The organism is Massilia phyllostachyos (assembly GCF_021044825.1).
Classification (GTDB): domain Bacteria; phylum Pseudomonadota; class Gammaproteobacteria; order Burkholderiales; family Burkholderiaceae_D; genus Telluria; species Telluria phyllostachyos.
Genome location: NZ_JAJNOC010000001.1, coordinates 512,158 through 533,369 on the forward strand (window position 1 = coordinate 512,158; position 21,212 = coordinate 533,369).

At 65.3% G+C, this 21,212-nt stretch carries 21 protein-coding genes; 11 read left to right on the top strand and 10 right to left on the bottom strand.

The window, feature by feature from the left end; all coding sequences use genetic code 11:
- Positions 1-97 precede the first annotated feature (97 nt).
- The 6 genes from LQ564_RS02220 (at position 98) to LQ564_RS02245 (ending at position 7,500) form a co-directional block, all read left to right on the top strand.
- Positions 98-1,207 (top strand): ribonucleotide-diphosphate reductase subunit beta, encoded by a 1,110-nt coding sequence (locus LQ564_RS02220; protein WP_231056451.1) that lies wholly within the window; start codon positions 98-100, stop codon positions 1,205-1,207.
- A gap of 103 nt (positions 1,208-1,310) precedes the next feature.
- Positions 1,311-1,808 (top strand): hypothetical protein, encoded by a 498-nt coding sequence (locus LQ564_RS02225; RefSeq protein WP_231056452.1) that lies wholly within the window; start codon positions 1,311-1,313, stop codon positions 1,806-1,808.
- Positions 1,809-1,830: 22 nt separating this feature from the next.
- Positions 1,831-2,376: a DUF4256 domain-containing protein gene (locus tag LQ564_RS02230; protein ID WP_231056453.1), complete on the top strand. Its 546-nt coding sequence runs from the start codon at positions 1,831-1,833 to the stop codon at positions 2,374-2,376.
- Positions 2,377-2,528: 152 nt separating this feature from the next.
- Positions 2,529-3,785 (top strand): glycoside hydrolase family 5 protein, encoded by a 1,257-nt coding sequence (locus LQ564_RS02235; protein ID WP_231056454.1) that lies wholly within the window; start codon positions 2,529-2,531, stop codon positions 3,783-3,785.
- Between the two features lie 90 nt (positions 3,786-3,875).
- Positions 3,876-5,579 carry a PQQ-dependent sugar dehydrogenase gene (locus LQ564_RS02240; RefSeq protein WP_231056455.1) on the top strand — a complete coding sequence of 568 codons (1,704 nt, stop codon included), beginning with the start codon at positions 3,876-3,878 and terminating at the stop codon, positions 5,577-5,579.
- A gap of 274 nt (positions 5,580-5,853) precedes the next feature.
- The gene (locus LQ564_RS02245) at positions 5,854-7,500 is read left to right on the top strand and encodes a glycosyltransferase family 4 protein (RefSeq protein WP_231056456.1); all 1,647 of its coding nucleotides are present in this window, start codon (positions 5,854-5,856) and stop codon (positions 7,498-7,500) included.
- 31 nt (positions 7,501-7,531) lie between these two features.
- Here LQ564_RS02245 and LQ564_RS02250 read toward each other — a convergent pair whose 3' ends face one another.
- A complete protein-coding gene (locus LQ564_RS02250; RefSeq protein ID WP_231056457.1) occupies positions 7,532-7,951 on the bottom strand; it encodes a DoxX family protein in 420 nt (139 codons plus the stop codon).
- A gap of 111 nt (positions 7,952-8,062) precedes the next feature.
- Between LQ564_RS02250 and LQ564_RS02255 the strand changes: the two genes are divergently transcribed.
- Entirely contained in the window at positions 8,063-8,953 is an 891-nt protein-coding gene (locus tag LQ564_RS02255; protein WP_231056458.1) for a LysR family transcriptional regulator, read from the top strand.
- Between the two features lie 495 nt (positions 8,954-9,448).
- Here the strand turns inward: LQ564_RS02255 and LQ564_RS25940 are convergent, their stop codons facing one another.
- Positions 9,449-10,924: a hypothetical protein gene (locus tag LQ564_RS25940; protein WP_307729911.1), complete on the bottom strand. Its 1,476-nt coding sequence runs from the start codon at positions 10,922-10,924 to the stop codon at positions 9,449-9,451.
- 27 nt (positions 10,925-10,951) lie between these two features.
- On the opposite strand from LQ564_RS25940, the gene LQ564_RS02265 reads away from it, so the two are divergent.
- Positions 10,952-11,479, top strand: coding sequence for a YggT family protein (locus LQ564_RS02265; RefSeq protein WP_231056459.1), 528 nt, complete (start codon positions 10,952-10,954; stop codon positions 11,477-11,479).
- An 80-nt stretch (positions 11,480-11,559) separates the two neighbouring features.
- Here LQ564_RS02265 and LQ564_RS02270 read toward each other — a convergent pair whose 3' ends face one another.
- The 8 genes from LQ564_RS02270 to LQ564_RS02305 form a co-directional block, all read right to left on the bottom strand.
- The gene (locus tag LQ564_RS02270; RefSeq protein WP_231056460.1) at positions 11,560-12,501 is read right to left on the bottom strand and encodes a carbohydrate kinase family protein; all 942 of its coding nucleotides are present in this window, start codon (positions 12,499-12,501) and stop codon (positions 11,560-11,562) included.
- A gap of 18 nt (positions 12,502-12,519) precedes the next feature.
- On the bottom strand, positions 12,520-13,797 hold the full coding sequence (locus LQ564_RS02275; protein WP_231056461.1) for a DUF3426 domain-containing protein: 1,278 nt from the start codon (positions 13,795-13,797) through the stop codon (positions 12,520-12,522).
- Positions 13,798-13,800: 3 nt separating this feature from the next.
- Positions 13,801-14,754, bottom strand: coding sequence for a 50S ribosomal protein L11 methyltransferase (gene prmA / locus LQ564_RS02280; protein ID WP_231056462.1), 954 nt, complete (start codon positions 14,752-14,754; stop codon positions 13,801-13,803).
- A complete protein-coding gene (accC, locus tag LQ564_RS02285) occupies positions 14,751-16,151 on the bottom strand; it encodes an acetyl-CoA carboxylase biotin carboxylase subunit (RefSeq protein ID WP_231056463.1) in 1,401 nt (466 codons plus the stop codon). The genes prmA and accC overlap by 4 nt, the downstream gene beginning before the upstream one ends.
- Before the next feature lie 105 nt (positions 16,152-16,256).
- Positions 16,257-16,730, bottom strand: coding sequence for an acetyl-CoA carboxylase biotin carboxyl carrier protein (accB, locus tag LQ564_RS02290; protein WP_231056464.1), 474 nt, complete (start codon positions 16,728-16,730; stop codon positions 16,257-16,259).
- A gap of 90 nt (positions 16,731-16,820) precedes the next feature.
- Positions 16,821-17,258, bottom strand: coding sequence for a type II 3-dehydroquinate dehydratase (gene aroQ / locus LQ564_RS02295; RefSeq protein ID WP_231056465.1), 438 nt, complete (start codon positions 17,256-17,258; stop codon positions 16,821-16,823).
- A gap of 163 nt (positions 17,259-17,421) precedes the next feature.
- The gene (locus LQ564_RS02300; protein WP_231056466.1) at positions 17,422-17,976 is read right to left on the bottom strand and encodes a TlpA family protein disulfide reductase; all 555 of its coding nucleotides are present in this window, start codon (positions 17,974-17,976) and stop codon (positions 17,422-17,424) included.
- Positions 17,973-18,602 (bottom strand): hypothetical protein, encoded by a 630-nt coding sequence (locus LQ564_RS02305; RefSeq protein WP_231057351.1) that lies wholly within the window; start codon positions 18,600-18,602, stop codon positions 17,973-17,975. The genes LQ564_RS02300 and LQ564_RS02305 overlap by 4 nt, the downstream gene beginning before the upstream one ends.
- A gap of 91 nt (positions 18,603-18,693) precedes the next feature.
- Here LQ564_RS02305 and mpl point away from each other — a divergent pair, with 91 nt between their 5' ends.
- From mpl to LQ564_RS02320, 3 genes are read left to right on the top strand one after another with little or no spacing between them, the layout of a single operon-like run.
- Positions 18,694-20,061, top strand: coding sequence for a UDP-N-acetylmuramate:L-alanyl-gamma-D-glutamyl-meso-diaminopimelate ligase (gene mpl / locus LQ564_RS02310; protein ID WP_231056467.1), 1,368 nt, complete (start codon positions 18,694-18,696; stop codon positions 20,059-20,061).
- Positions 20,058-20,633: a YqiA/YcfP family alpha/beta fold hydrolase gene (locus LQ564_RS02315; protein ID WP_231056468.1), complete on the top strand. Its 576-nt coding sequence runs from the start codon at positions 20,058-20,060 to the stop codon at positions 20,631-20,633. Before mpl ends, LQ564_RS02315 begins: the two co-directional genes overlap by 4 nt.
- Positions 20,630-21,211: a chorismate--pyruvate lyase family protein gene (locus LQ564_RS02320; RefSeq protein WP_231056469.1), complete on the top strand. Its 582-nt coding sequence runs from the start codon at positions 20,630-20,632 to the stop codon at positions 21,209-21,211. Before LQ564_RS02315 ends, LQ564_RS02320 begins: the two co-directional genes overlap by 4 nt.
- Position 21,212 lies beyond the last annotated feature (1 nt).

Sequence of the window (21,212 nt, forward strand, 5' to 3'; positions counted from 1 at the left end):
TCGCAAACGCCCGAGGTTCTGCCAACAGCGAACGACACCAATCATTTACGTGACTTGCCTGCGGTCCCCGCGACAATTCACGACAGAAGGAATCGCTATGCTCTCTTGGGACGACGAACCAACCACCGCACCAGCCCCCGCACCGCAAGCCGCCAGCGGCGACGCCGCACCCACCGCCGCCGAAGTCGCCAAGCGCGTCAACGCCGACGACAAGCGCATCATCAACGGCCAGACCGACGTGAACCAGCTGGTCCCGTTCAAGTACAAATGGGCATGGGACAAGTACCTGGCCGGCTGCGCGAACCACTGGATGCCGCAGGAAGTCAACATGCAGCGCGACATCGAGCTGTGGAAGAGCCCGAACGGCCTGTCGGAAGACGAGCGCCGCCTCGTCAAGCGCAACCTCGGCTTCTTCACCACCGCCGACTCGCTGGCCGCCAACAACATCGTGCTGGGCACCTACCGCCACATCACCGCCCCCGAGTGCCGCCAGTACCTGCTGCGCCAGGCCTTCGAAGAGGCGATCCACACTCACGCCTACCAGTACATCGTCGAGTCGCTCGGCCTGGACGAGAAGGAAATCTTCAACGCCTATAACGAGATCGCGTCGATCCACGACAAGGACCAGTTCCTGATCCCGTTCATCAACGTGCTGACCGACCCGGAATTCAAGACCGGCACCCTGGAAGCCGACCAGCAGCTGCTGAAGTCGATCATCGTCTTCGCCTGCCTGATGGAAGGCCTGTTCTTCTACGTCGGCTTCACCCAGATCCTGGCGCTGGGCCGCCAGAACAAGATGACCGGCGCCGCCGAGCAGTACCAGTACATCCTGCGCGATGAGTCGATGCACGTGAACTTCGGCATCGACCTGATCAACACGATCAAGATGGAAAACCCGCAACTGTGGACCCCGGCCTTCCGCGACGAGCTGAAAGCCCTGTTCCTGCAGGCCGTCGAACTCGAATACCGCTACGCCGAAGACACCATGCCGCGCGGCGTGCTGGGCCTGAACGCCCCGATGTTCAAAGGCTACCTGCGCTTCATCGCCAACCGCCGCGCCGTGCAGATCGGCCTGGATGCGCTGTTCCCGAACGAAGAGAACCCGTTCCCGTGGATGAGCGAGATGATCGACTTGAAGAAGGAGCGCAACTTCTTCGAGACGCGTGTGACCGAGTACCAGACCGGTGGGGCGCTGAGCTGGGATTGATTTTCAGGCCCATCCTCTGCCTTAAGCATGAACAAAGCCCGTCCACTGTGACGGGCTTTGTTTTTTACAATAGCCGTATACCGATGATCTTCGTGGAGTGAGCATGCGCCTGTTGTTGTCATACGCAATCCTCTTGCTGTCCTGCGCCGCTGCCTCGGCGCAGGAAGTTCCCCAGGATCTGGAAGCGTACGGCGAAGTCTATCCGGCCGCCTGCAAGGCCAGCGAACGAAAGGCCCTGAAGTCCTCGTTGGAAGCGTTGAAGGAAGCCGACACGCAGAAACTGTGGCAGGCGATCGACACGCTGCTCTGCGCCCCTGCCACACCGGCCAACGAGCGCTTGGTGAAGCAGATGCTGGCGTCCAGGGGCGAGACGCTGGATGAAGACACGGGTTCCGAACCCACGGTACGGCGCCGACCGCCAACAAACGAACTGGCCCAGGAGCTGATGGCCAAGGGCCAGGCGTGGCGCGCTACCATCGAACTGCATGACGAGGGGCTGGTCCTGCAGTATGCGCCGAACGAGGCCTGCATCTCCAGCGTGACCTTCGTCTACCGCGGCAAGAAGTGGTGGATCTTCCAAACAGGATCGGCATGTGATTGACCAGGACGAGGAAAGGACAGCCATGAACGCACAGGAAGCCGAAGTCTTGCTCCAGACATTGCGAGACCGCTTCGACAAGCACAAAGGGCGTCACGATGCCCTGGCGTGGGCCGACGTCGAAGCCCGGCTTGCGGCCAATCCGAAAGCCCTGCGATCGCTCGCCGCAATGGAGGACACCGGCGGCGAACCGGACGTTACCGGACATGACGCCTCCACCGGCCGCATCGTTTTCTGCGATTGCTCGCCCGAGACCCCATCGGGCCGGCGCAGCATCTGCTTCGACCGCCCCGCCTTGGACGCCCGCAAGGAAAACAAGCCGCGCAGCAGCGCCATGGAGATGGCGGCCGAGATGGGCATCGAGCTGCTCACCGAAGCCCAGTATCGCGCCTTGCAGGAACTCGGTGAATTCGACCGCAAGACCTCGAGCTGGATCGCGACGCCGCCCGACATCCGCAAGCTCGGCGGCGCGCTGTTCTGCGACCGCCGCTACGGCAAGGTCTTCGTGTACCACAACGGTGCCGAGTCCTATTATGCGGCGCGCGGCTTCCGGGGCATGCTGATCGTTTGAACCTCCGGCTCGGCTGTTATGGTAGCGTCTCCAAAAAGGTGAAGAACCATCATCGACTACAGGAGACAGCAATGCCGGCCAGGACGAACATGACAATGATGCGCCACTTGTTGCGCACAATAATCACCACGCTGATGGCGGTGATATTGCCAGTGGCAGCCCAAGCTGCGACGCCCATTCGCGACGCCGCCCAGATGGTGCGCGCCGACGGCCCGCGCTGGGTCACTAGCGACGGCAAGCCCATCGTCCTGAAAGGCGCCAACCTCGGCAACTGGCTGATCAACGAATTCTGGATGATGGGCCAGGGCAAGCACGGCATCGACGACCAGTGCACGCTGGAGGCCGCGCTCGACCGCCGCTTCGGCTACCCCGAGCGCGAGCGCCTGATGAAGCTCTTCCGCGACAACTGGATGACGCCGAAGGACTGGGACATGCTCGCCTCCTTCGGCGTCAACCTGGTGCGCGTCCCCTTCATCCACACCGTGGTCGAGGACGAGAAGCAGCCGGGAAAACTCCGCCAGGATGCCTGGCACTACCTGGACCAGGCCATCAGTGAAGCCGAACAGCGCGGCATCTACGTCATCCTCGACCTGCACGGCGCCGCCGGCAGCCAGGGCTGGGAGCACCACAGCGGCTGCGCCGGCCGCAACGGGTACTGGAGCAAGCCGGAATACCGGAAGCGCACCGTCTGGCTGTGGCAGCAGGTTGCCAGCCGTTACAAGGACCGCCCATCGGTCGCCGGCTACAGCCTGCTGAACGAACCCTGGGGCACCGGTTCCGCCAACATGGCCGCGGTGGTCGCGACCCTGTACCAGGCCGTGCGCGAAAAAGACCCGAACCACGTCATCATCCTGCCCGGCCACGTCAAGGACGACATCAAGGCCTATGGCGACCCGAAGCAGCGCGGCATGCGGAACGTCGCCTTCGAGATGCATCCCTATCCCGGCCACTTCGGCTGGAAGACCGCCGGCCGCGAAGTGCACCGCGAATGGCTGCGCTGCGAACCCGATGGCAAGAGCGGCGTATGCGACTGGGACCGCCGCATCCGCGAACTCGACACGCCTTTCTATCTGGGCGAAATCCAGCCCTGGGCCAGCATGGGCCTGGAACTGGGCGGCCAGGTGGCGCGCGCCAGCTTCGACACCTATGCGCGCTACGGCTGGGCGGCGACCGCCTGGTCCTATAAATTCGTCAGCAACAAGGGCGGCCACGGCGACGGCACCTGGGGCATGGTCACCAATGCGGCAGGCGAAGAGGTGCCGGCGCTCGACTTCAACACCGCATCGCTGGCGCAGATCGAGGCGCTGTTCAAGCGGTTCGGCACGATGCGCTACGAGCCGCACGGCCCGCTGCTGCGCTGGATGACCAGCCCATCGCCGCCCGATCCCTTTGCACCCGGCGCGCGCTGATACAAACGCGCGTGTAAAGCAGGCTGCGCTCCAGGCCGACTTGACCTATGATGGCGAGCTATCAACAAATCCGTCAAACAGGAGAGTCATTTGCAAGCCAAGTCCCTGACGCTGCATGCCGCGCTGCTCGCCAGCCTGGCAGCGATGCCCGCTGCCCATGCCGTCGCCCAGAACGCGGGCCAGACCACCTTCCAGAACAACTGCGCCAGCTGCCACAGCGTCGATGCGAAGCTGACGCCGCTCGCGGGGCCGGGCCTGCACCGGGTCCTGGGCCGCAAGGCGGCATCGGTCCCCGGCTATAACTATTCGGCGGCGTTGACGAAGGCTGGCGCCGCCGGCAAGACCTGGACCCGCGCGGAGCTCGACGTGTTCCTGGCCGACCCGGCGAAGAACGTCCCCGGCACCACGATGCCGGTCGGGATCTCGGACAAGAAGGCGCGCGCCGCCCTGATCGACTACCTCGCCAGCCTGCAAGGCCCGGCCGTCGCCGCCGCCGCCGCTAGCGCGCCGGCCGCGAAAACCGCGCTGGAGCGCCGCGGCAGCTGGGACGACAGCCAGCCCGGCAGGATCTGGCACCTGAAAGCCAGCGACCTGCCGCCGCCCTTCGCCACCAGCAGCGCCGGCAACGGCCCGCGCGTCGAGGCGCGTCCGAACGGCAGCATGCCGACCGTGCCGAAAGGCTTCACGGTGGGCGTGTTCGCCCAGGACGCGGACAAGCCGCGCCTGCTGCTCCGCGCGCCGAACGGCGACATCTTCCTGGCCGCCACCGCCAAGGGCGAAGTCAAGGTGCTGCGCGCGAAGAACGGCGAGAAAGCCGACAACGTCGAGACCTTCGCCAGCGGCTTGACCCGCCCCTACGGCATGGCCTTCTGGCCCTCGAACGACAACCCGCAATACCTGTACGTCGCCAACGTGAATTCGGTGGTGCGCATCCCGTATCGTAACGGCGACCTCAAGGCGCGCGGCGAAGCCGAAGTGATCGTGCCGACCCTGTCCGAGACCAGCGGCGGCCACACCACCCGCACCCTGGCATTCTCCAGCGACGACAAGACCCTGCTGCTGTCGATCGGTTCGGCCACCAACGTCGCCACCGAGATCGGCGCCAAGCCGCCGGAGCCGCTGGCGCAGTGGGAAGCCAAGCATGGCTTCGGCGGCGCCTGGGGCGTGGAGACCGACCGCGCCACCGTCATGGCCTTCGACCCGGACGGCAAGAACCGCCGCACCTACGCCACCGGCCTGCGCAACTGCGTCGGCATGCTGGTGTATCCGGGCACCGGCGACGTGATGTGCAATGTGAACGAGCGCGACGCGCTGGGCGACAACCTGCCGCCGGACTACCTGACGCGGGTGAAGCAGGGCGGCTTCTACGGCTGGCCGTGGTACTACATCGGCGACAACGAAGACCCGCGCCTCAAGGGCCACCGCCCGGACCTGAAGGGCAAGGCCATCGTGCCGGACGTGCTGATCCAGCCGCACTCGGCGCCGCTCGGCATGGCGGTCTACCAGGCGCCGAAGAACGCCGCCAACGCCTTCCCGAAGGAGTATGAAGGCGACGTATTCGTGGCGCTGCACGGTTCCTGGAACCGCGGCGTGCGCACCGGCTACAAGGTGGTGCGGGTATTCATGAAGAACGGCGTGCCGACCGGGCAGTACCAGGACTTCATGTCCGGCATGGTGCTCAGTGACCGCGACGTCTGGGGCCGCCCGGCCGGCGTGGCGGTGGCGCAGGATGGCGCGCTGCTGGTGGTCGATGACGCCGGCGGCGTGGTGTGGCGGATCGCGCCGCAACGCTGAACGCTTCACGAGAACCCGCCGCAAGGCGGGTTCTTTTTTTGCTAGAGGTGTATCAGCATCGCGTGGGTGTGCCTGCACTAAGGAGCGCGGATTAATCACAGAGGGAGAGCGGCCCGCAGCTACCGCGGGTGTTCAGCCTCGACGCGCAGCTTGGCACGCCGCACGGCTTCGGCTACGGAATTGTCGGCGGCATGGTCGGGTGCACAATCCCGACTGAGCGCCGCTCCCGGCGCGGCCTCGCTATGATGGTCGCAAGCCTGTCCCGGGAGTCCGCATGCACGACCGCTTTGCCCTGCACTACGTTCCCGAAGCCTTCTCCACCGCCGGCCAGAAGCTGATGGGCCGCCAGTCCGCCGGCGTCGGCCTGCTGCGCGCGATCGCGCGCCATGCCGGCGACGCGGACATCGGCTGCTTCGCCGCCGAGCGCAGCCACGCCGACGCGTTCCAGGCCGCGCTGCGCGAGGAAGGCTACGGCGGCGAGGCCACCTGGGTGCCGCATGCCGCGCCGCAGGAACTCGGCCGCTTCGGCTGCCTGTACCACCCCGGCCCCGGCATCGAGCGCCTCGCCTGGCGCCGCCTGCAGGCCGGCGAGCACCGCTACAGCCTGTGCGGTGTCACCCACTGCACCGCCTCGCACGAGACGATGAGCATGGTGACCGGCCTGCTGGTGGCGCCGGTGCGCAGCTGGGATGCGATTGTCTGCACCTCGCGCGTGGTGCGCGACAGCGTGCGGGTGCTGATCGAGGCGCAGGCCGACTATCTGCGCACGCGGCTGGCCGCGCAGCGCTTCGAGCTGCCGCAGCTTCCCCTGATTCCGCTCGGCGTGCATTGCGTTGACCTGCAGGCCGAACCCGGACGCCGGATGGAAGCGCGCGCCCGCCTCGGCATCGGCGAGGACGATGTCGCCTTTCTCTACCTCGGCCGCCTGTCGGTGCACGCCAAGTCGCATCCGCAGCAGATGTTCACCGCGCTCGAGCGCGCCGACAAGGGCGGGCGGCGAGTGCACCTGATCCTGGCCGGCTGGTTCGCCGGAGAGGCGATCGAGCATGCCTTTCGCGAAGCCGCCGCGGCGCTGTGCCCGTCGGTGCGGCTGGTCGACGTCGATGGGCGCGACCCCGGCAACCAGGACGACGTGTGGGCGGCGGCCGACGTGTTCACGTCGCTGTCCGACAATGTGCAGGAGACCTTCGGCCTGAGCCCGGTGGAGGCGATGGCGGCCGGGCTGCCCTGCGTGGTCTCGGACTGGAACGGCTACCGCGACACGGTGCGCGACGGCGTCGACGGCTACCGCATCCCGACCATCATGCCGGGGCCGGGCGCGGGGCTCGACCTGGCGCAGCGCTACGACGACGGCGTGGACGGCTTCGACATGTACTGCGGCCACACGAGCCAGGCGGTGGCGGTCGATGGCGCGCTGCTGGCCGAGGCCTACGGCCGCCTGGTGCGCGACGCCGAGCTGCGCCGCACGATGGGCGAGCAGGCGAGAAAGCGCGCGCTGGCGGAGTTCGACTGGAGCGTGATCTTGCAGCGCTACCGCGCGCTGTGGGACGAGCTGGCGGAGCGCCGCCGCGCCGACCCGGTGCTGGCGCCGCCGCTGCCGTCGCGCGCGCCGGACCGGCCCGATCCCTTCAAGCTGTTCGCGACGTATCCGACGCGGCCCCTGACGGCGGCTTCGCTGGTCGAGCTGACCGGGGACGCGTCGCTGGCGCTGGTGCGCCAGTACCGCGATCTGGCCATCAACCGCTTCGCCGCGGCCTCGCTGCCGACACTCGAGGATTTCGGCCGCCTGTTCGGGGCGATCGGCCCGCGGCCGGTGGAAGTCGAAGAGCTGATCGACACGCTGGGTCCGTGCGACCGCCCGACGCTGCTGCGCGGCCTTGCCTGGCTGTGCAAGATGGACCTGCTCAGGGTGGTGGAATGACGTGGGGCGGCCATGCCGCCCCACGGATCGATCAAGCGACTTGGGTCACGCGCTTACGGCTGCTCGCCGCATCCACGCTGTAGGCGCCGGCGCCGAACGCCACCACCTGCAGCAGGCCGCCGGCCATCGCGATGTTCTTCATGAAGTGGATCAGCTGGTTCTGGTCGCCCAGCGCGTGGTGGAACACCAGCGCCGTCACCACCGAGAAGATCGCCAGGCCCAGCGCCACGATGCGGGTCTTGATACCGAGCGCCAGCATCACGCCGCCGCCCAGTTCGACCGCGATCGCGACGATCAGGCCGACGGTGGCGAAGGGCAGGCCTGCGGACTCGATGTAGCCGATGGTGCCGGCCGGGGCCAGGGCCTTGCCGACGCCGCTGAGGATGAAGATGGCGGCCAGCAGCAGGCGGCCGATGGCCGGGACGGCGGATTGATTGGTGGTGGTGTTCATGACGGCTCCTTTCGGTATGGGGTTGTGTGCTGCGATGGAGTCATCTTAGGCAGGATAGATCGATCCAGGAAGCCTATATAATTCGATAAGACCTATCGAAGGAGTAGATACATGCTCGACGGCCTCTCCATGGACCAGCTGCGCACCTTCATCGCCGCAGCCGACGAAGGCAGCTTCTCGGCCGCGGGCCGCAAGCTGCGCCGCGCGCAGTCGGTGGTGAGCCACACGCTCGCCAATCTCGAGCTGCAGGTGGGCCTGGCGCTGTTCGATCGCAGCGGACGCTATCCGCAGCTGACCGAGGCCGGACGCGCGCTGCTGGAAAGCGCGCGCGAAGCCGCGAACAGCATGGACGCGTTCAAGGCGCGGGCGCGCATGCTCGCCGGCGGCCTTGAGCCGGAGCTCGCGGTGGCGGTCGACGTGATGTTCCCGATCGCGACATTGACCGACGCCGTGAAGGCCTTCCACCACCAGTTCCCGGCCACGCCGCTGCGCCTGTACGTGGAGGCGATGGGTGCGGTGGTGCAGCCGCTGCTCGATGGCCGCTGCCGCATCGCGGTGATCGGTTCGCTGCCCGACATCCCGGCCGATTGCGCATCCGACTACCTGGCCGGCGTGCCGTCCGCGATCGTCGCGGCGCCGGAACATCCGCTGGCGAAGGCGCGCCGCGCCCTGACGCGCGCGGAGATCAACAAGCACGTGCAGCTGGTGCTGACCGACCGCTCCACCCTGACCGCGGGCCGCGAGTTCGGCGTGATGTCTCAGCACGTGTGGCGCCTGGCCGACCTGGGCGCGAAGCACGCTTTTCTGCGCGCCGGCCTGGGATGGGGCAGCATGCCGCTGCACATGGTCGAGCAGGATCTCGCGGACGGCACGCTGGTGCGGCTGTCGCTCAGGGCGCACCCGCTGCTCGGCACGGCCTTTTCAATGCACGCGATCTGGTTGAAAGACCAGCCGCCGGGACCGGCGGGACGCTGGTTTGTCGATCGATTGAAATGCGATTAGCGCTTTTGTGTGCGCTGTTTCACATACGAATGCACAAGTGTGTGTGGTTGAATGCGTAAGCGCATGTTTTAGCGCGCAAAATCGATTTGATTTGCGCCGATCCGGTTGCGCGCTCACAAAGTTTTCGTGTACTTTACGTGATTGAATTTGTCAAAACGTGAAGATGTGATATTGTCGCGTCCATCCAGGCAGTAATCGATCGAATAATAGGACACTGATTCAATCAGTATGCACGCAAGCGCAGCGAAAAGAACAAGCCGCACTGCCTGACGAAATGCTCAGGCATGGCGGCTTTTTCTTTTCGCGCCCGTGAGGGTAGCGAGCTGAAAACACGTTGAGTCGGTTGCCTGTCGACGTTGGCTGAAGCGCTGCAATTGTGAGGAGTTGCAGCAGTTCAGCCGGTGCCGGATTCATTGGCCTTAACCGCTTCGGTTTGGTCCGATGAATAATTCGCTCACCACGGTGGTCGGGCGGATTTTAAACCTTGAGCATTTCTCATCGCAGATGAAGGAGCATAAAAATGGCAACCGCTAAGAAACCAGCAGCAAAATCCGCCGCCGAGAAACCGGCAGCAAAGCGAGCTTCGACAGTGTCGAAGTCGAGCGCGGCAGCGACCAAGACTGCAGCCGCCAAGACCACCGCCACCAAGGCAGCCGCCAAGCCGGCCGCCAAGGCAGCGACCAAGCCGGCAGCCAAGCCTGCTGCAAAGAAAGCAGCAGCGACCAAGACTGCAGCGAGCAAGACCACTGCTACCAAGGCAGCGGCAAAACCTGCAGCGAAGAAAACCGCTGCTGCGAAACCCGCAGCAAAACCTGCTGCAAAGAAAGCAGCTGCTAAACCGGCAGCAAAGAAGGCAGCTGCCAAGCCAGCAGCGAAGAAAGCAGCTGCTAAACCGGCAGCAAAGCCTGCAGCGAAGAAAGCAGCTGCTAAACCGGCAGCCAAGCCTGCAGCGAAGAAAGCAGCCGCTAAACCGGCAGCAAAGCCGGCAGCAAAGAAAGCAGCCGCCAAGCCAGCAGCCAAGGCTGCCACCAAGTCGGCAGCTAAGTCGGCAGCTAAGTCGACCGCAAAACCGGCAGCCAAGAAAGCCGCCGCAAAGCCGGCAGCTAAACCTGCTGCAAAGCGAGCTTCGACAGTGTCGAAGTCGAGCGCAACTGCTAAACCGGCAGCGAAGTCGACCGCCAAATCGGCAGCAAAGCCGGCAGCGAAGAAAGCCGCCGCTAAACCGGCAGCGAAATCGACCGCCAAATCGGCAGCCAAGCCGGCCGCAAAGAAAGCCGCTGCTAAACCGGCAGCCAATAAAGCGACCGCTACCAAAACCGCAGCCAAATCGACCGCTAAATCGGCTGCTAAACCAGCTGCAAAGAAAGCGACCGCAAGCAAAACCGCCGCTAAACCGGCTGCTAAAGCGACCGCTGCAAAACCTGCTGCAAAGCGAGCTTCGACAGTGTCGAAGTCGAGCGCAACTGCTCCGGCTAAAACCGCTGCTCCGGCTAAATCGGCTGCTCCGGCTAAAGCCGCTGCTCCGGCTAAAGCCGCTGCTCCGGCTAAAGCCGCTGCTCCGGCTAAATCGGCTGCACCGGCTAAAACCGCCGCTACCAAATCGACCGCCACCAAATCGGCTGCCAAGCCTGCCGCCAAGCCGGCTGCGAAAGCAGAAGCCAAGCCGGAAGTGAAAGCCGAATCGAAGCCGGAAACCAAGGCTGAAGCCAAGCCGGAAGTGAAAGCCGATACCAAGGCCGACAGCAAAACCGATTCGAAATCGGAAACCAAATCGGATTCGAAATCGGATTCGAAAGCCGACGGTAAAGCCGACAGCAAGGCGGCAGCGCCTGCTCCGGCAGCAAAAACCACCCTGTCGCCTGCAGCGGCCTGGCCGTTCCCGACCAGCAGCCGTCCGTAATGGCAGGCTGACACTCGCTCGATAGCGAGCTTTGCCTGGATCAGGCAGAATACCGCTGTGTGAACTTTCACACGGCGGTTTTTTTTTGAGGAGCCTACGTGCTGTCCATTCTCCAGTTCATTGTCGATATCATCGCCGGCCTGCTTGGCGGGCTGCTCCTGCTGCGCTTCTGGATGCAGGCGATCCGCGTGCGTCCGCCGCAGCAGATCGGGCAGTTCACCTTCACGCTCACCGACTGGCTGGTGCTGCCGCTACGGCGACTCCTGCCGGGTGTCGGGGGCTATGACTGGGCGAGCCTGATCGGCGCCTTCCTGATGGTGCTGATCGCGAGCTCGATCGTGCTGATCCTCGGCGCGGACTGGCACGCGGTGCTGGTGGGGGCGCTGTACCGGTTCCTGAGCTGGATCCTGTACGGCTTCATGGCGCTCCTGATCATCGACGCGGTGTTCAGCTGGGTGAACCCGCAGGCGCCGCTGGCGCCGTTCGTGCACGCGATGAATACGCCGATCCTGCGGCCGATCCGGAGGGTGGTGCCGCCGATTGGGGGGATTGATTTGTCGGTGCTGGTGGCGTTGGTGCTGATTCAGATTATTCAGTTTGTGTTGAGGCAGGTATTCTTCGGGTAATGGTGTAGCCGTGCTGTAGTGGCGAGCCAAAGAAATTGGGTCCCGGCCTTCGCCGGGACCCAAGTTTTATGTGCGCCGTGTTAGCGGAACTTGTACCCGAACGCCGCCTCGAACTTCTGCTCGATCTCCTGCGCCGTGAACGTGTGGTTCTGCGCGCCCACGGTGCCGATCTTGATCGCGCCCAGCACGCTGGCGATGCGGCCGCTGGTCGGCCAATCCAGGCCATTGGTGATCCCGTACAGCAGGCCGGCGCGGTAGGCGTCGCCGCAGCCGGTCGGGTCGGCGATGGTGTCGACCTTGACGGCCGGGATGCGGTGGTGTTCGCCGCCGGCGTAGATGTCCGAGCCTTCGCCGCCGCGCGTGACGATCAGCGCTTCCAGGCGCGCGGCGATGTCCTGCAGCGACAGGCCGGTGCGGTCCATCACCACTTCGAATTCGTAGTCGTTGCAGGCCAGGTAGGTGGCTTGCTCGATGAAGCGGATCAGCTCTTCGCCCGAGAACATCGGCAGCTGCTGGCCCGGGTCGAACATGAACGGGATCTTGTTGGCGGCGCAGTCGGCGGCGTGCTTGATCATGCCGTCGCGACCGTCCGGCGAGATGATCGCCACGCGCAGCGCGCCTTGCTCGGCCACGCTGTTCTCGTGCGAGTTCTGCATCGCGCCCGGGTGGAAGGCGTTGATCTGGTTGTTGTCCTGGTCGGCGGTGACGAAGCACTGGGCGGTGTAGGCGTCACCGATGGTGCGGATCGCGCGCGTGTCCAGGCCCTGCTTCTTCATGCGCTCGAGGTAGTCGCCGCCGTCCTGGCCGATGGTGCCCATGATCAGCGGTTCGCCGCCGAGCAGCTTCAGGTTGTAGGCGATGTTGACCGCGCAGCCGCCGTACTCGAGGCGCATGGTCGGCACCAGGAAGGAGACGTTCACGCGGTGCAGCTGGTCGGCGAGCAGGGTCTCGGCGAAGCGGCCGTGGTACTGCATGATCTTGTCGAAGGCGATCGAGCCGCAGATCAGGGCGGTCTTGGTCATGAATGGGCTTTCAAAGGATTAAGGATAGAAGACCGCGATATGGTAACCCGACGGCGCGGGATCCCCGACACGGAAGTGCAGCTTGACGGCCTGCTCGCTGCGCGCGGCGAAGCCGGCGGCGGCGAGCGGCCCGGCGGGCAGGTAGTCGCGCGGGCCGAACACGCGGCGCACCAGCGGCTTGTCGTCGTCGTCCGAGAGCGTCAGTTCCAGGCTCGGCCAGGCCTGCACCAGATCGCCCTGGTTGCGCAGCTGGGTCGTGAAGGTGTAGGCATTGCCGCCCAGCGTGGTCAGCTCGCCGGTGTCCACCACCAGCTGCTCGATGCGGGCCGGCAGCTCGACCCGGCAGCCGAGCAGGGCGCAGGTCGAGACCAGGGCCGGTTTCAGGCCCGGGTAGCGCGCGGCCAGGGTGTTGCGGAAGGTGTGGACGGCCTGCAGCGCCAGCGCCACCAGCAGCAGCAGGCTGCCGGCGATCATGGCGATGCGCACCGCCTTGCCGGAACGTTCGCGCTGGCGGCCGCGGCGCACGAATTCCGGCTCGTCGGTTTCCGGCACGCGCAGCTTGGGTGCATCGATTTTGGTCGGCGTCAGCTTGGAGCGGCGCGCGGCGCGTGCCTCGGCGGCCTTGGCGCGCGGCGTGCGCGGAGCGACCGGAGGCGCGCTCGGGGCGGCCGGCATGGTGACGGTGGTGGGGCCGGATTCGCGCAGCAGCAGCGGCGCGCCGTCATCGTCGTCGGCCTTGCGAGGCGCTGCGGATGCGGGAGGCGGGTCCTCTTCGTCGTCGTGCAGCGGCGCGGCGACCAGCTCTTCGTCGACCGGCGGTTCGGGTTCTGGTACTGGCTCGGGTTCCGGCTCGACGATCGGTTCGATCTCGGGCGGCGTCTCTGGCGGTAATTCGGGCGGCGCCGGCGGCTCGGGTTCCGGTTCCGGCTCGATGACCGGCTGCGGCTCGGGTTCCGGCACTGGAATCTCCGGCTCCGGCAGGTCGACCACCAAGACCTCGTCTTCGCCACGCGCTTCTTCGCTGCTCACCTGCGGAATGATGCCGAAGGGTGCGAAGGTGCGGTCGAATTCGAGGGTGAAGACCGGATCCTCTTCCGGAACCGGCTCAGGCGCCGGCGCGGGTGGAGGAGGGGGAGGGGAAACGGGAACCACCGCGGCCAGGTCGACCAGCGCGGTATTCCCGTCGAAGACGCCCTGGCAGGCGCCGCAGCGCACGATGCCCCCGCGCAGCTTGAGCTGGTCCGCGGCGACGCGGAAGGTCGTGCCGCAGTGGGGGCATTGGGTGGCGAGCGCCATGCGTCAGCCGGCAGTGGCGGAGCGCGGCTGAGGCGTATCCTGGCCGAGCGTCCCGTGAAGGGCAACCCAGCCGTCCTGCTCGGCCCAGACGCCCAGCTTGATGAAAGGTGCGTAGGCCGCGGCCACTTCCTCGGCCTGGCGCGCCAGCACGCCCGACAGGATCAACGAGCCGCCCGGCGCCACGCGGCCCGACAGCATCGGCGCCATCAGCTTCAATGGGCTCGACAGGATGTTGGCCACCACGATGTCGAACTGGCCTTTCGCATGACGCTCGTTCGGCGTCACGGCCAGGTCGTCCGGCACGTAGAAGTCGATCGCGCAGTTGTTACGCTCGGCGTTGCTGCGCGCCGATTCGATCGCCTGCGGGTCGATGTCCACGCCGGCGACGTCGCCCGCGCCCAGCTTCTTGGCGACCATCGCCAGGATGCCCGAGCCGCAACCGTAGTCCAGCACCGACTTGCCCGGAGCCGGATGCGCTTCCAGCCATTCCATGCACAGGCGGGTGGTCGGGTGGCTGCCGGTGCCGAAGGCCAGGCCCGGATCCAGCTCGAGAATCAGGCCATTCGGGTCCGGCGCCTCGTGCCAGCTCGGCACGACCCAGATATTGGCGCCGATGTGGATCGGCTCGAACTGCGATTGGGTCAGGCGCACCCAGTCGGCATCCGCCACCGCGCGGGTGGTAAAGGACGGCACGACTGGCAGCTTGATGGCATTGGCGGCTTCCTGGACGATCGCGAACTGGTCCGCGTCCGTCTCGGTGAGGGCGACCACACGCGAGTGGTCCCACGCGGCCTCGGTCGGCTCCATGCCCGGCTCGCCGAACAGCGGCTTTTCCGCCTCCGTGCCTTCGTCCGCGTCTTCCACCGAGACCGACAGGGCGCCCGCTTCCATCAGGGCGTCCGACAGCGCCTCGGCGTGGTCGCGCGCGACTTCGATGACGACTTCGGTCCAGCTCATGCGTCTGCCTTGGTGTCAGATTTTGCGCCGATACCGCCTTCCTTCGGCAGGTCCGGCTTCGAAGCCAGCTTGTGCTCCAGGTAGTGGATGTTGGTGCCGCCTTCGATGAAGCGGGCGTCGACCATCAGTTCGCGGTGCAGCGGGATGTTGGTGAGGATACCCTCGACCACCATTTCCGAGAGCGCGATTTGCATGCGGCGAATGGCCTGCTCGCGCGTCGCACCGTAGGAAATTACCTTGCCGATCATCGAGTCGTAATGAGGTGGCACATAGTATCCGGCATACGAGTGCGAATCGACACGGATGCCGGGGCCGCCCGGCGGGTGCCAGCCGGTGATGCGGCCTGGCGACGGGGTGAACTTGAACGGGTCTTCCGCATTGATGCGGCACTCGATCGCGTGGCCCGACAGCATGATGTCGCGCTGCTTGAAGCGCAGGCGCTCGCCGCAGGCGATGCGGATCTGTTCCTGCACGATGTCGATCCCGGTGATCATCTCGGTGACCGGGTGCTCGACCTGGACGCGGGTGTTCATCTCGATGAAGTAGAACTCGCCGTTCTCGTACAGGAATTCGAAGGTGCCGGCGCCGCGGTAGCCGATCTTGCGGCAGGCTTCGGCGCAACGGTCGCCGATCTTCTCGATCAGTTTGCGTGGAATGCCCGGCGCCGGCGCTTCCTCGATTACCTTCTGGTGGCGGCGCTGCATCGAGCAGTCGCGTTCGCCCAGCCAGACGGCGTTCTTGTGCTCGTCGGCCAGCACCTGGATCTCCACGTGGCGCGGATTTTCCAGGAACTTCTCCATATAGACTTCCGGATTGCCGAAGGCGGTGCCGGCTTCGGTCTTGGTCATCTGCACGGCGTTGAGCAGCGCGGCTTCGGTATGCACCACGCGCATGCCGCGGCCACCACCGCCGCCGGCGGCCTTGATGATGACCGGATAGCCGACGCGGCGCGCGGTCTGGATGATCTCTTTCGGATCGTCCGACAGGGCGCCGTCCGAACCCGGCACGCAGGGCACGCCGGCCTTGATCATCGCCTGCTTGGCCGAGACCTTGTCGCCCATCAGGCGGATCGAGTCGGAACGCGGGCCGATGAAGACGAAGCCCGACTTCTCGACGCGCTCGGCGAAGTCGGCGTTCTCCGACAGGAAACCGTAGCCCGGGTGGATCGCCTCGGCGTCCGTCACCTCGGCGGCGCTGATGATGGCCGGCATGTTCAGGTAGCTGAGCGCCGACTGGGCCGGCCCGATGCAGACGGATTCGTCCGCCAGCTTCACGTACTTGGCGTCCTTGTCCGCCTCGGAGTGAACGACGACCGTCTTGATGCCCAGCTCGCGACAAGCGCGCTGGATACGCAGCGCGATTTCACCACGGTTGGCGATGAGGATTTTTTCAAACATGGTAGGTTCGGTGTTTCTTGTGAAAACCGGCGCAGCTTTCAATACAAAGCAGCGCCGGACACGACATGGATGGGCTGGGCGGCAGGACGCCGCCTGGCAGGCTGCTTAACCGATGACGAACAGCGGCTGGCCGAATTCGACCGGCTGGCCGTTTTCCACGAGGATCTTGGTGATCGTGCCCGACAGTTCGGCATCGATCTCGTTCAGGAGCTTCATCGCTTCGATGATGCACAGGGTATCGCCCTGCTTGATGCTCTGGCCGACTTCGACGAAGGCCGGGGCGCCCGGAGCGGACGAGCGGTAGAAGGTGCCGACCATCGGCGACTTCACGACGGTGCCGGTCTCGGCGGCAGGGGCGGGTGCGGCAGCCGGCGCTGCGCCGGCTGCCGGGGCGGCGGCCGGCACGGCCGGCGCGGCGAACTGCTGCACGCCCTGCGGCGGCAGCATGACCATCTGGTTCTGCGGGATTGCGGAGGACTTGACGATGCGGACCTTGCTTTCGCCTTCGGTCACTTCGAGCTCGGCGATGTCCGATTCGGCGACCAGGTCGATCAAGGTCTTGAGTTTTCTGAGATCCATGTGAAACCCCTTGGAATTATTCGTTTTAGAGAGCCGGCAGCGCGATGATGGGTGGACGCGCTCCCCGCTGATACATGAAGTTGACGTAGATTAACGCGATTTAAGCGCAAAGTCGATGGCAAACCTGTATCCATCAGGCCCCAATCCGCAGATCACGCCTTGCGCGATCGCAGAGAGGTACGAGTGATGCCGGAAGGACTCGCGGGCGTGCACGTTCGAGATGTGCACCTCCACGAAAGGTATCGCCACCGCCGCGAGCGCATCGCGCAAGGCCACGCTGGTGTGGGTCAGGCCGCCAGGGTTGATGACGATCGCGTCCACGCCTTCGGTGCGGGCGGCGTGGATGCGGTCGATCAGGGCTCCTTCATGGTTGCTCTGGAAGCTGGCCAATGTTGCGCCTGCTTCTTGCGCCTGGGCCACCGCCGCCGCTTCGATGTCGGCCAGCGTCGTCGCGCCGTACACCGCCGGCTCCCGGGTCCCCAATAAGTTGAGGTTGGGGCCGTTGAGCAGCAGTAGCTTTTTCGCCATGTTAAAGAGTCTGGAACGCCCGAAAGGAAGGCATTGTGCCGCCAAGCTCAGCTATTGGCAAGCGGTAAAATTATGCGGCGATAAGCGCATAATCGCCGATATTCCGAATAGAACGACCGTTCGCAGTTGGCGGGTTTCAAATGCGTCAAACCCGCCGTTCACATTACAACTTTGCGAGATCGGCGCGCAATTCCTCGAATTTCAATTTGCCGAGATAGGTCTTCTTTACCTGGCCATCGGCGCCGATCAATACGGTATACGGCAAGCCGCCGGCGCTATTGCCGAATTCCTTCGACAATTCGGTGCCGCCCATTCCCGCCACGTACAGCGGATACGCAATCTTGAGTTTCGCCGCGAATTCGTTCATGTTCGACGGCGAATCGATACCGATGCCGATCACATTGAAGGTCTTGCCGCCATCCTTGCCGGCCAGTTCGGACAGCTCCGGCATCTCCTGCACGCAGGGCGCGCACCAGGTCGCCCAGAAGTTTACCAGGAGCGGCTTGCCCTTCCATTTGGCGAGCGGCTGCGGCTGGCCGGCGAGGTCGTTCAGCGATTGCCCGAACAGATTGTCGACCGCCGTGTGCGGCTTGCCGCCGGTCGGGGCGATCGTGGTGGTGATCGGGGAAGGGTCTTTCTTGTTGATGGCGACCAGTGCGCCCATGATGCCGAACATGGCGGCAACCGCCACATAAACTGCTACGTGTTTCTTGTTCATTCGTCCTGTTCCAAAGTCTCGTCATTCGCCATCAGCGCGCGCAATCCCGCCGCATCGACCCGCTGCAGGCGGCCGTCGCCGCGCGGTTTGAGTGCCCCGCGCAGGTCGTGAAAGTCATATAACTCCGCGTGAATCATTTCCTTATGCCACATGAAGCTCACGGTTTCAACCGGATCGTGGCGACCGCCCTTGAAATGGGGCGTTTCGGAGATCTCTATATTGACGTTGCGGTTGAGGAGATAGATCTCGACTTCCTTGGCGCTCTCGGCGAACAGTTGCAGATGGATGTCGTCGTGCTCGCCCGCGGTGCCATTCAGGACGGCGCCGGTGAGATAGGGGCGGAAGTCCGCCAGCTGGTCCATGACCTGCAGCGCGGTCTCGCGCAGCGCGTTCAGGCGCACGCCATGGCTGGGGCCGCCGAACAGGCTCTGGTATTTACGGACCTCGTCCTCGATCTGCGAATTGTCGGGCATCAGGTTGGGCGCCGGGCGGTCCACGCCGAGCACCTGGCGGGCGGCCTTGCGGCGGGCGGTGTCGTAGTCGGCGCCATCCTGGGCGATCATGCGCGCCGCACCTGCAGCGATTTCGGCGCGCAACTGGAGTACGTCATTGTTTTGTGTCGGCATGATGGCTACATCATACTCTTGAACGGAAAATGACAGCGGGTCGGGTAGAATCGCGTATTCGCGTTTTTCGTCCTGCACTTTCTTCCACGACATGCACATTCATATTCTCGGTATCTGCGGCACCTTCATGGGCGGCCTGGCCGTGCTGGCCAAGGAAGCCGGCCATCGCGTCACCGGTTGCGACGCCAACGTCTATCCCCCGATGAGCACCCAGCTGGAAGCCCAGGGGATCGAACTGATCCAGGGCTATGGCCCGGAGCAGGTGTCGCTGAACCCGGACCTGTACGTGATCGGCAATGTCATGACGCGCGGGAATCCGCTGATCGAAGAGATCCTGAACCGCGGCCTGCCCTATATGTCCGGCCCCCAGTGGATCGGCGAGCACATCCTGCGCGAGAAATGGGTGCTGGCCGTGGCCGGCACGCACGGCAAGACCACGACCACCTCGATGCTGGCCTGGATCCTGGAAGACGCGGGCTATGCGCCGGGCTTCCTGATCGGCGGCGTGCCGATGAACTTCGGCGTGTCGGCGCGCCTGCATGGCGACAAGCCGAGCGACTTCTTCGTGATCGAGGCGGACGAATACGACACCGCCTTTTTTGACAAGCGCAGCAAGTTCGTTCACTACCACGCCAAGACCGCGGTGCTGAACAACCTGGAATACGACCACGCCGACATCTTCCCGGACATCGGCGCCATCGAGACCCAGTTCCACCACCTGGTGCGCACCGTGCCGGGCGTGGGCCGCCTGGTCGTCAACGGCGACGAAGCCTCGCTGGCGCGGGTGATCAAGCGCGGCTGCTGGAGCGAGAAGGAGAGCTTCGGCATCTCGGACGGCACCAACTGGACCATGGTCGAGCACCAGGGCGGCAGCTTCGACGTGCTGTTCAACGGCGACGTCCAGGGCACCGTGCACTGGGAACTGACCGGCCACCACAACCGCTCGAACGCGCTGGCCGCGATCGCCGCCGCGCGCCACGTCGGCGTGCCGACCTCGCAGGCTATCGCCGCGCTGTCGCGCTTCCAGAGCGTGAAGCGCCGCATGGAAGTGCGCGGCAAAGTGAACGACATCACCGTCTACGACGACTTCGCGCACCACCCGACTGCGATCGCGACGACCGTCGGCGGCCTGCGCCAGAAGATCGGGACGACGGGCCGCATCCTGGCCGTGCTCGAGCCGCGCTCGAACACCATGAAGCTGGGCGCGATGAAGGATGCGCTGCCGGGCAGTTTGAAGGATGCCGACCTGGTGTTCGGCTTCGGCAGCCAGCAGGCGCTGGGCTGGTCGCTGGCCGATGCTCTCAAACCCTTGGGAGCGATCGCCCACAGCTTCGACCAGATCGACTACATGGTGCAGGCCATCGTGCAGGCCGCCCAGCCGGGTGACCACATCCTCGTGATGAGCAATGGCGGCTTCGGCGGCGTGCACCAGAAACTGCTGGACGCGCTGGCTCCATGATTCTGTATCTGCACGGCTTTCGCTCCTCGCCCGTGTCCTTCAAGGCGCGGGTGGTGCAGAAGGCATTGGAAGACGCCGGCCGCGCCGAAGAGCTGATCTGCCCGCAGCTGCCGGCCTCGCCGAAAGAGGCGATCGACCTGGCCCTGCGCCTGGCCGGCTCCCACGCGCCTGGCAACCTGTCGATCATCGGCTCTTCGCTGGGCGGCTTCTACGCGACCTGGCTGGCCGAACGCCTGGGCGTGCGCGCGGTGCTGCTCAACCCGTCCGTGAATCCGCTCAAGAACCTGGAACACCACGTCGGCATCACCACCGCCTGGCACTCGGATGAACCGTTCGAGTTCCGCCGCGAGTACATCGACGAGCTGGCCGCATTGAGGGTCGAGACCATCACCCGGCCGGAGCGCTACTTTCTGATCGCCGCGACCGGCGACGAAGTGCTCGACTACCGCGACATGGTGGCGCACTACGCCGGCGCCAGGCAGCACGTGATCGAGGGCAGCAACCATGCGATCTCGGAATTCCCACAGTACGTGGACGACGTCCTGGCCTTCTGCACGGGCAGCGTCGCGTGAGGGGCGCGTCCCTGCGGCAGGCGGCGTGGCAGCCGCATGCGAACGCCGTGCGCGCGCCCGGCAAGATGCACGACTGGCTCACCACCGAGGGCTCGCTGACGGCGCGCCTGATGGCGCACAGCGAACGCTTCCGGGTGCGCCGGCTGCATCAGCGGAGCAGCCTGTGCCTGGCGGACGAGGCGCGCGCCATCGGCCTGCCGCGCCCCGAACGGGTGTGGGAACGCGAAGTGCTGCTCGAATGCGACGGCAAGCCGGCGGTGTTCGGCCACACGGTGGTGCCGACGGATTGCACGGCCACCGACTGGCCCCTGTTTTCGGCGCTGGGCGAACGCTCGCTCGGCACCACGCTGTTCCACGACCCGCTGGTGCGCCGCGGCCAGCTGGAATTCGCGCGCATCCGCGCGGGCCATCCGCTGTTTGCGCGCGTGCGCGCGGCGATCGGCGGGACGGACGACACCCTTTATTATGCGCGGCGCTGCGTCTACCGCCGCCATCAAGGCCTGCTGCTGGTCACCGAGGTATTCTTGCCCGCGGTGCTGAACCTGCAGCCGGCCAAACCAGAACAGAACACGAAATAAT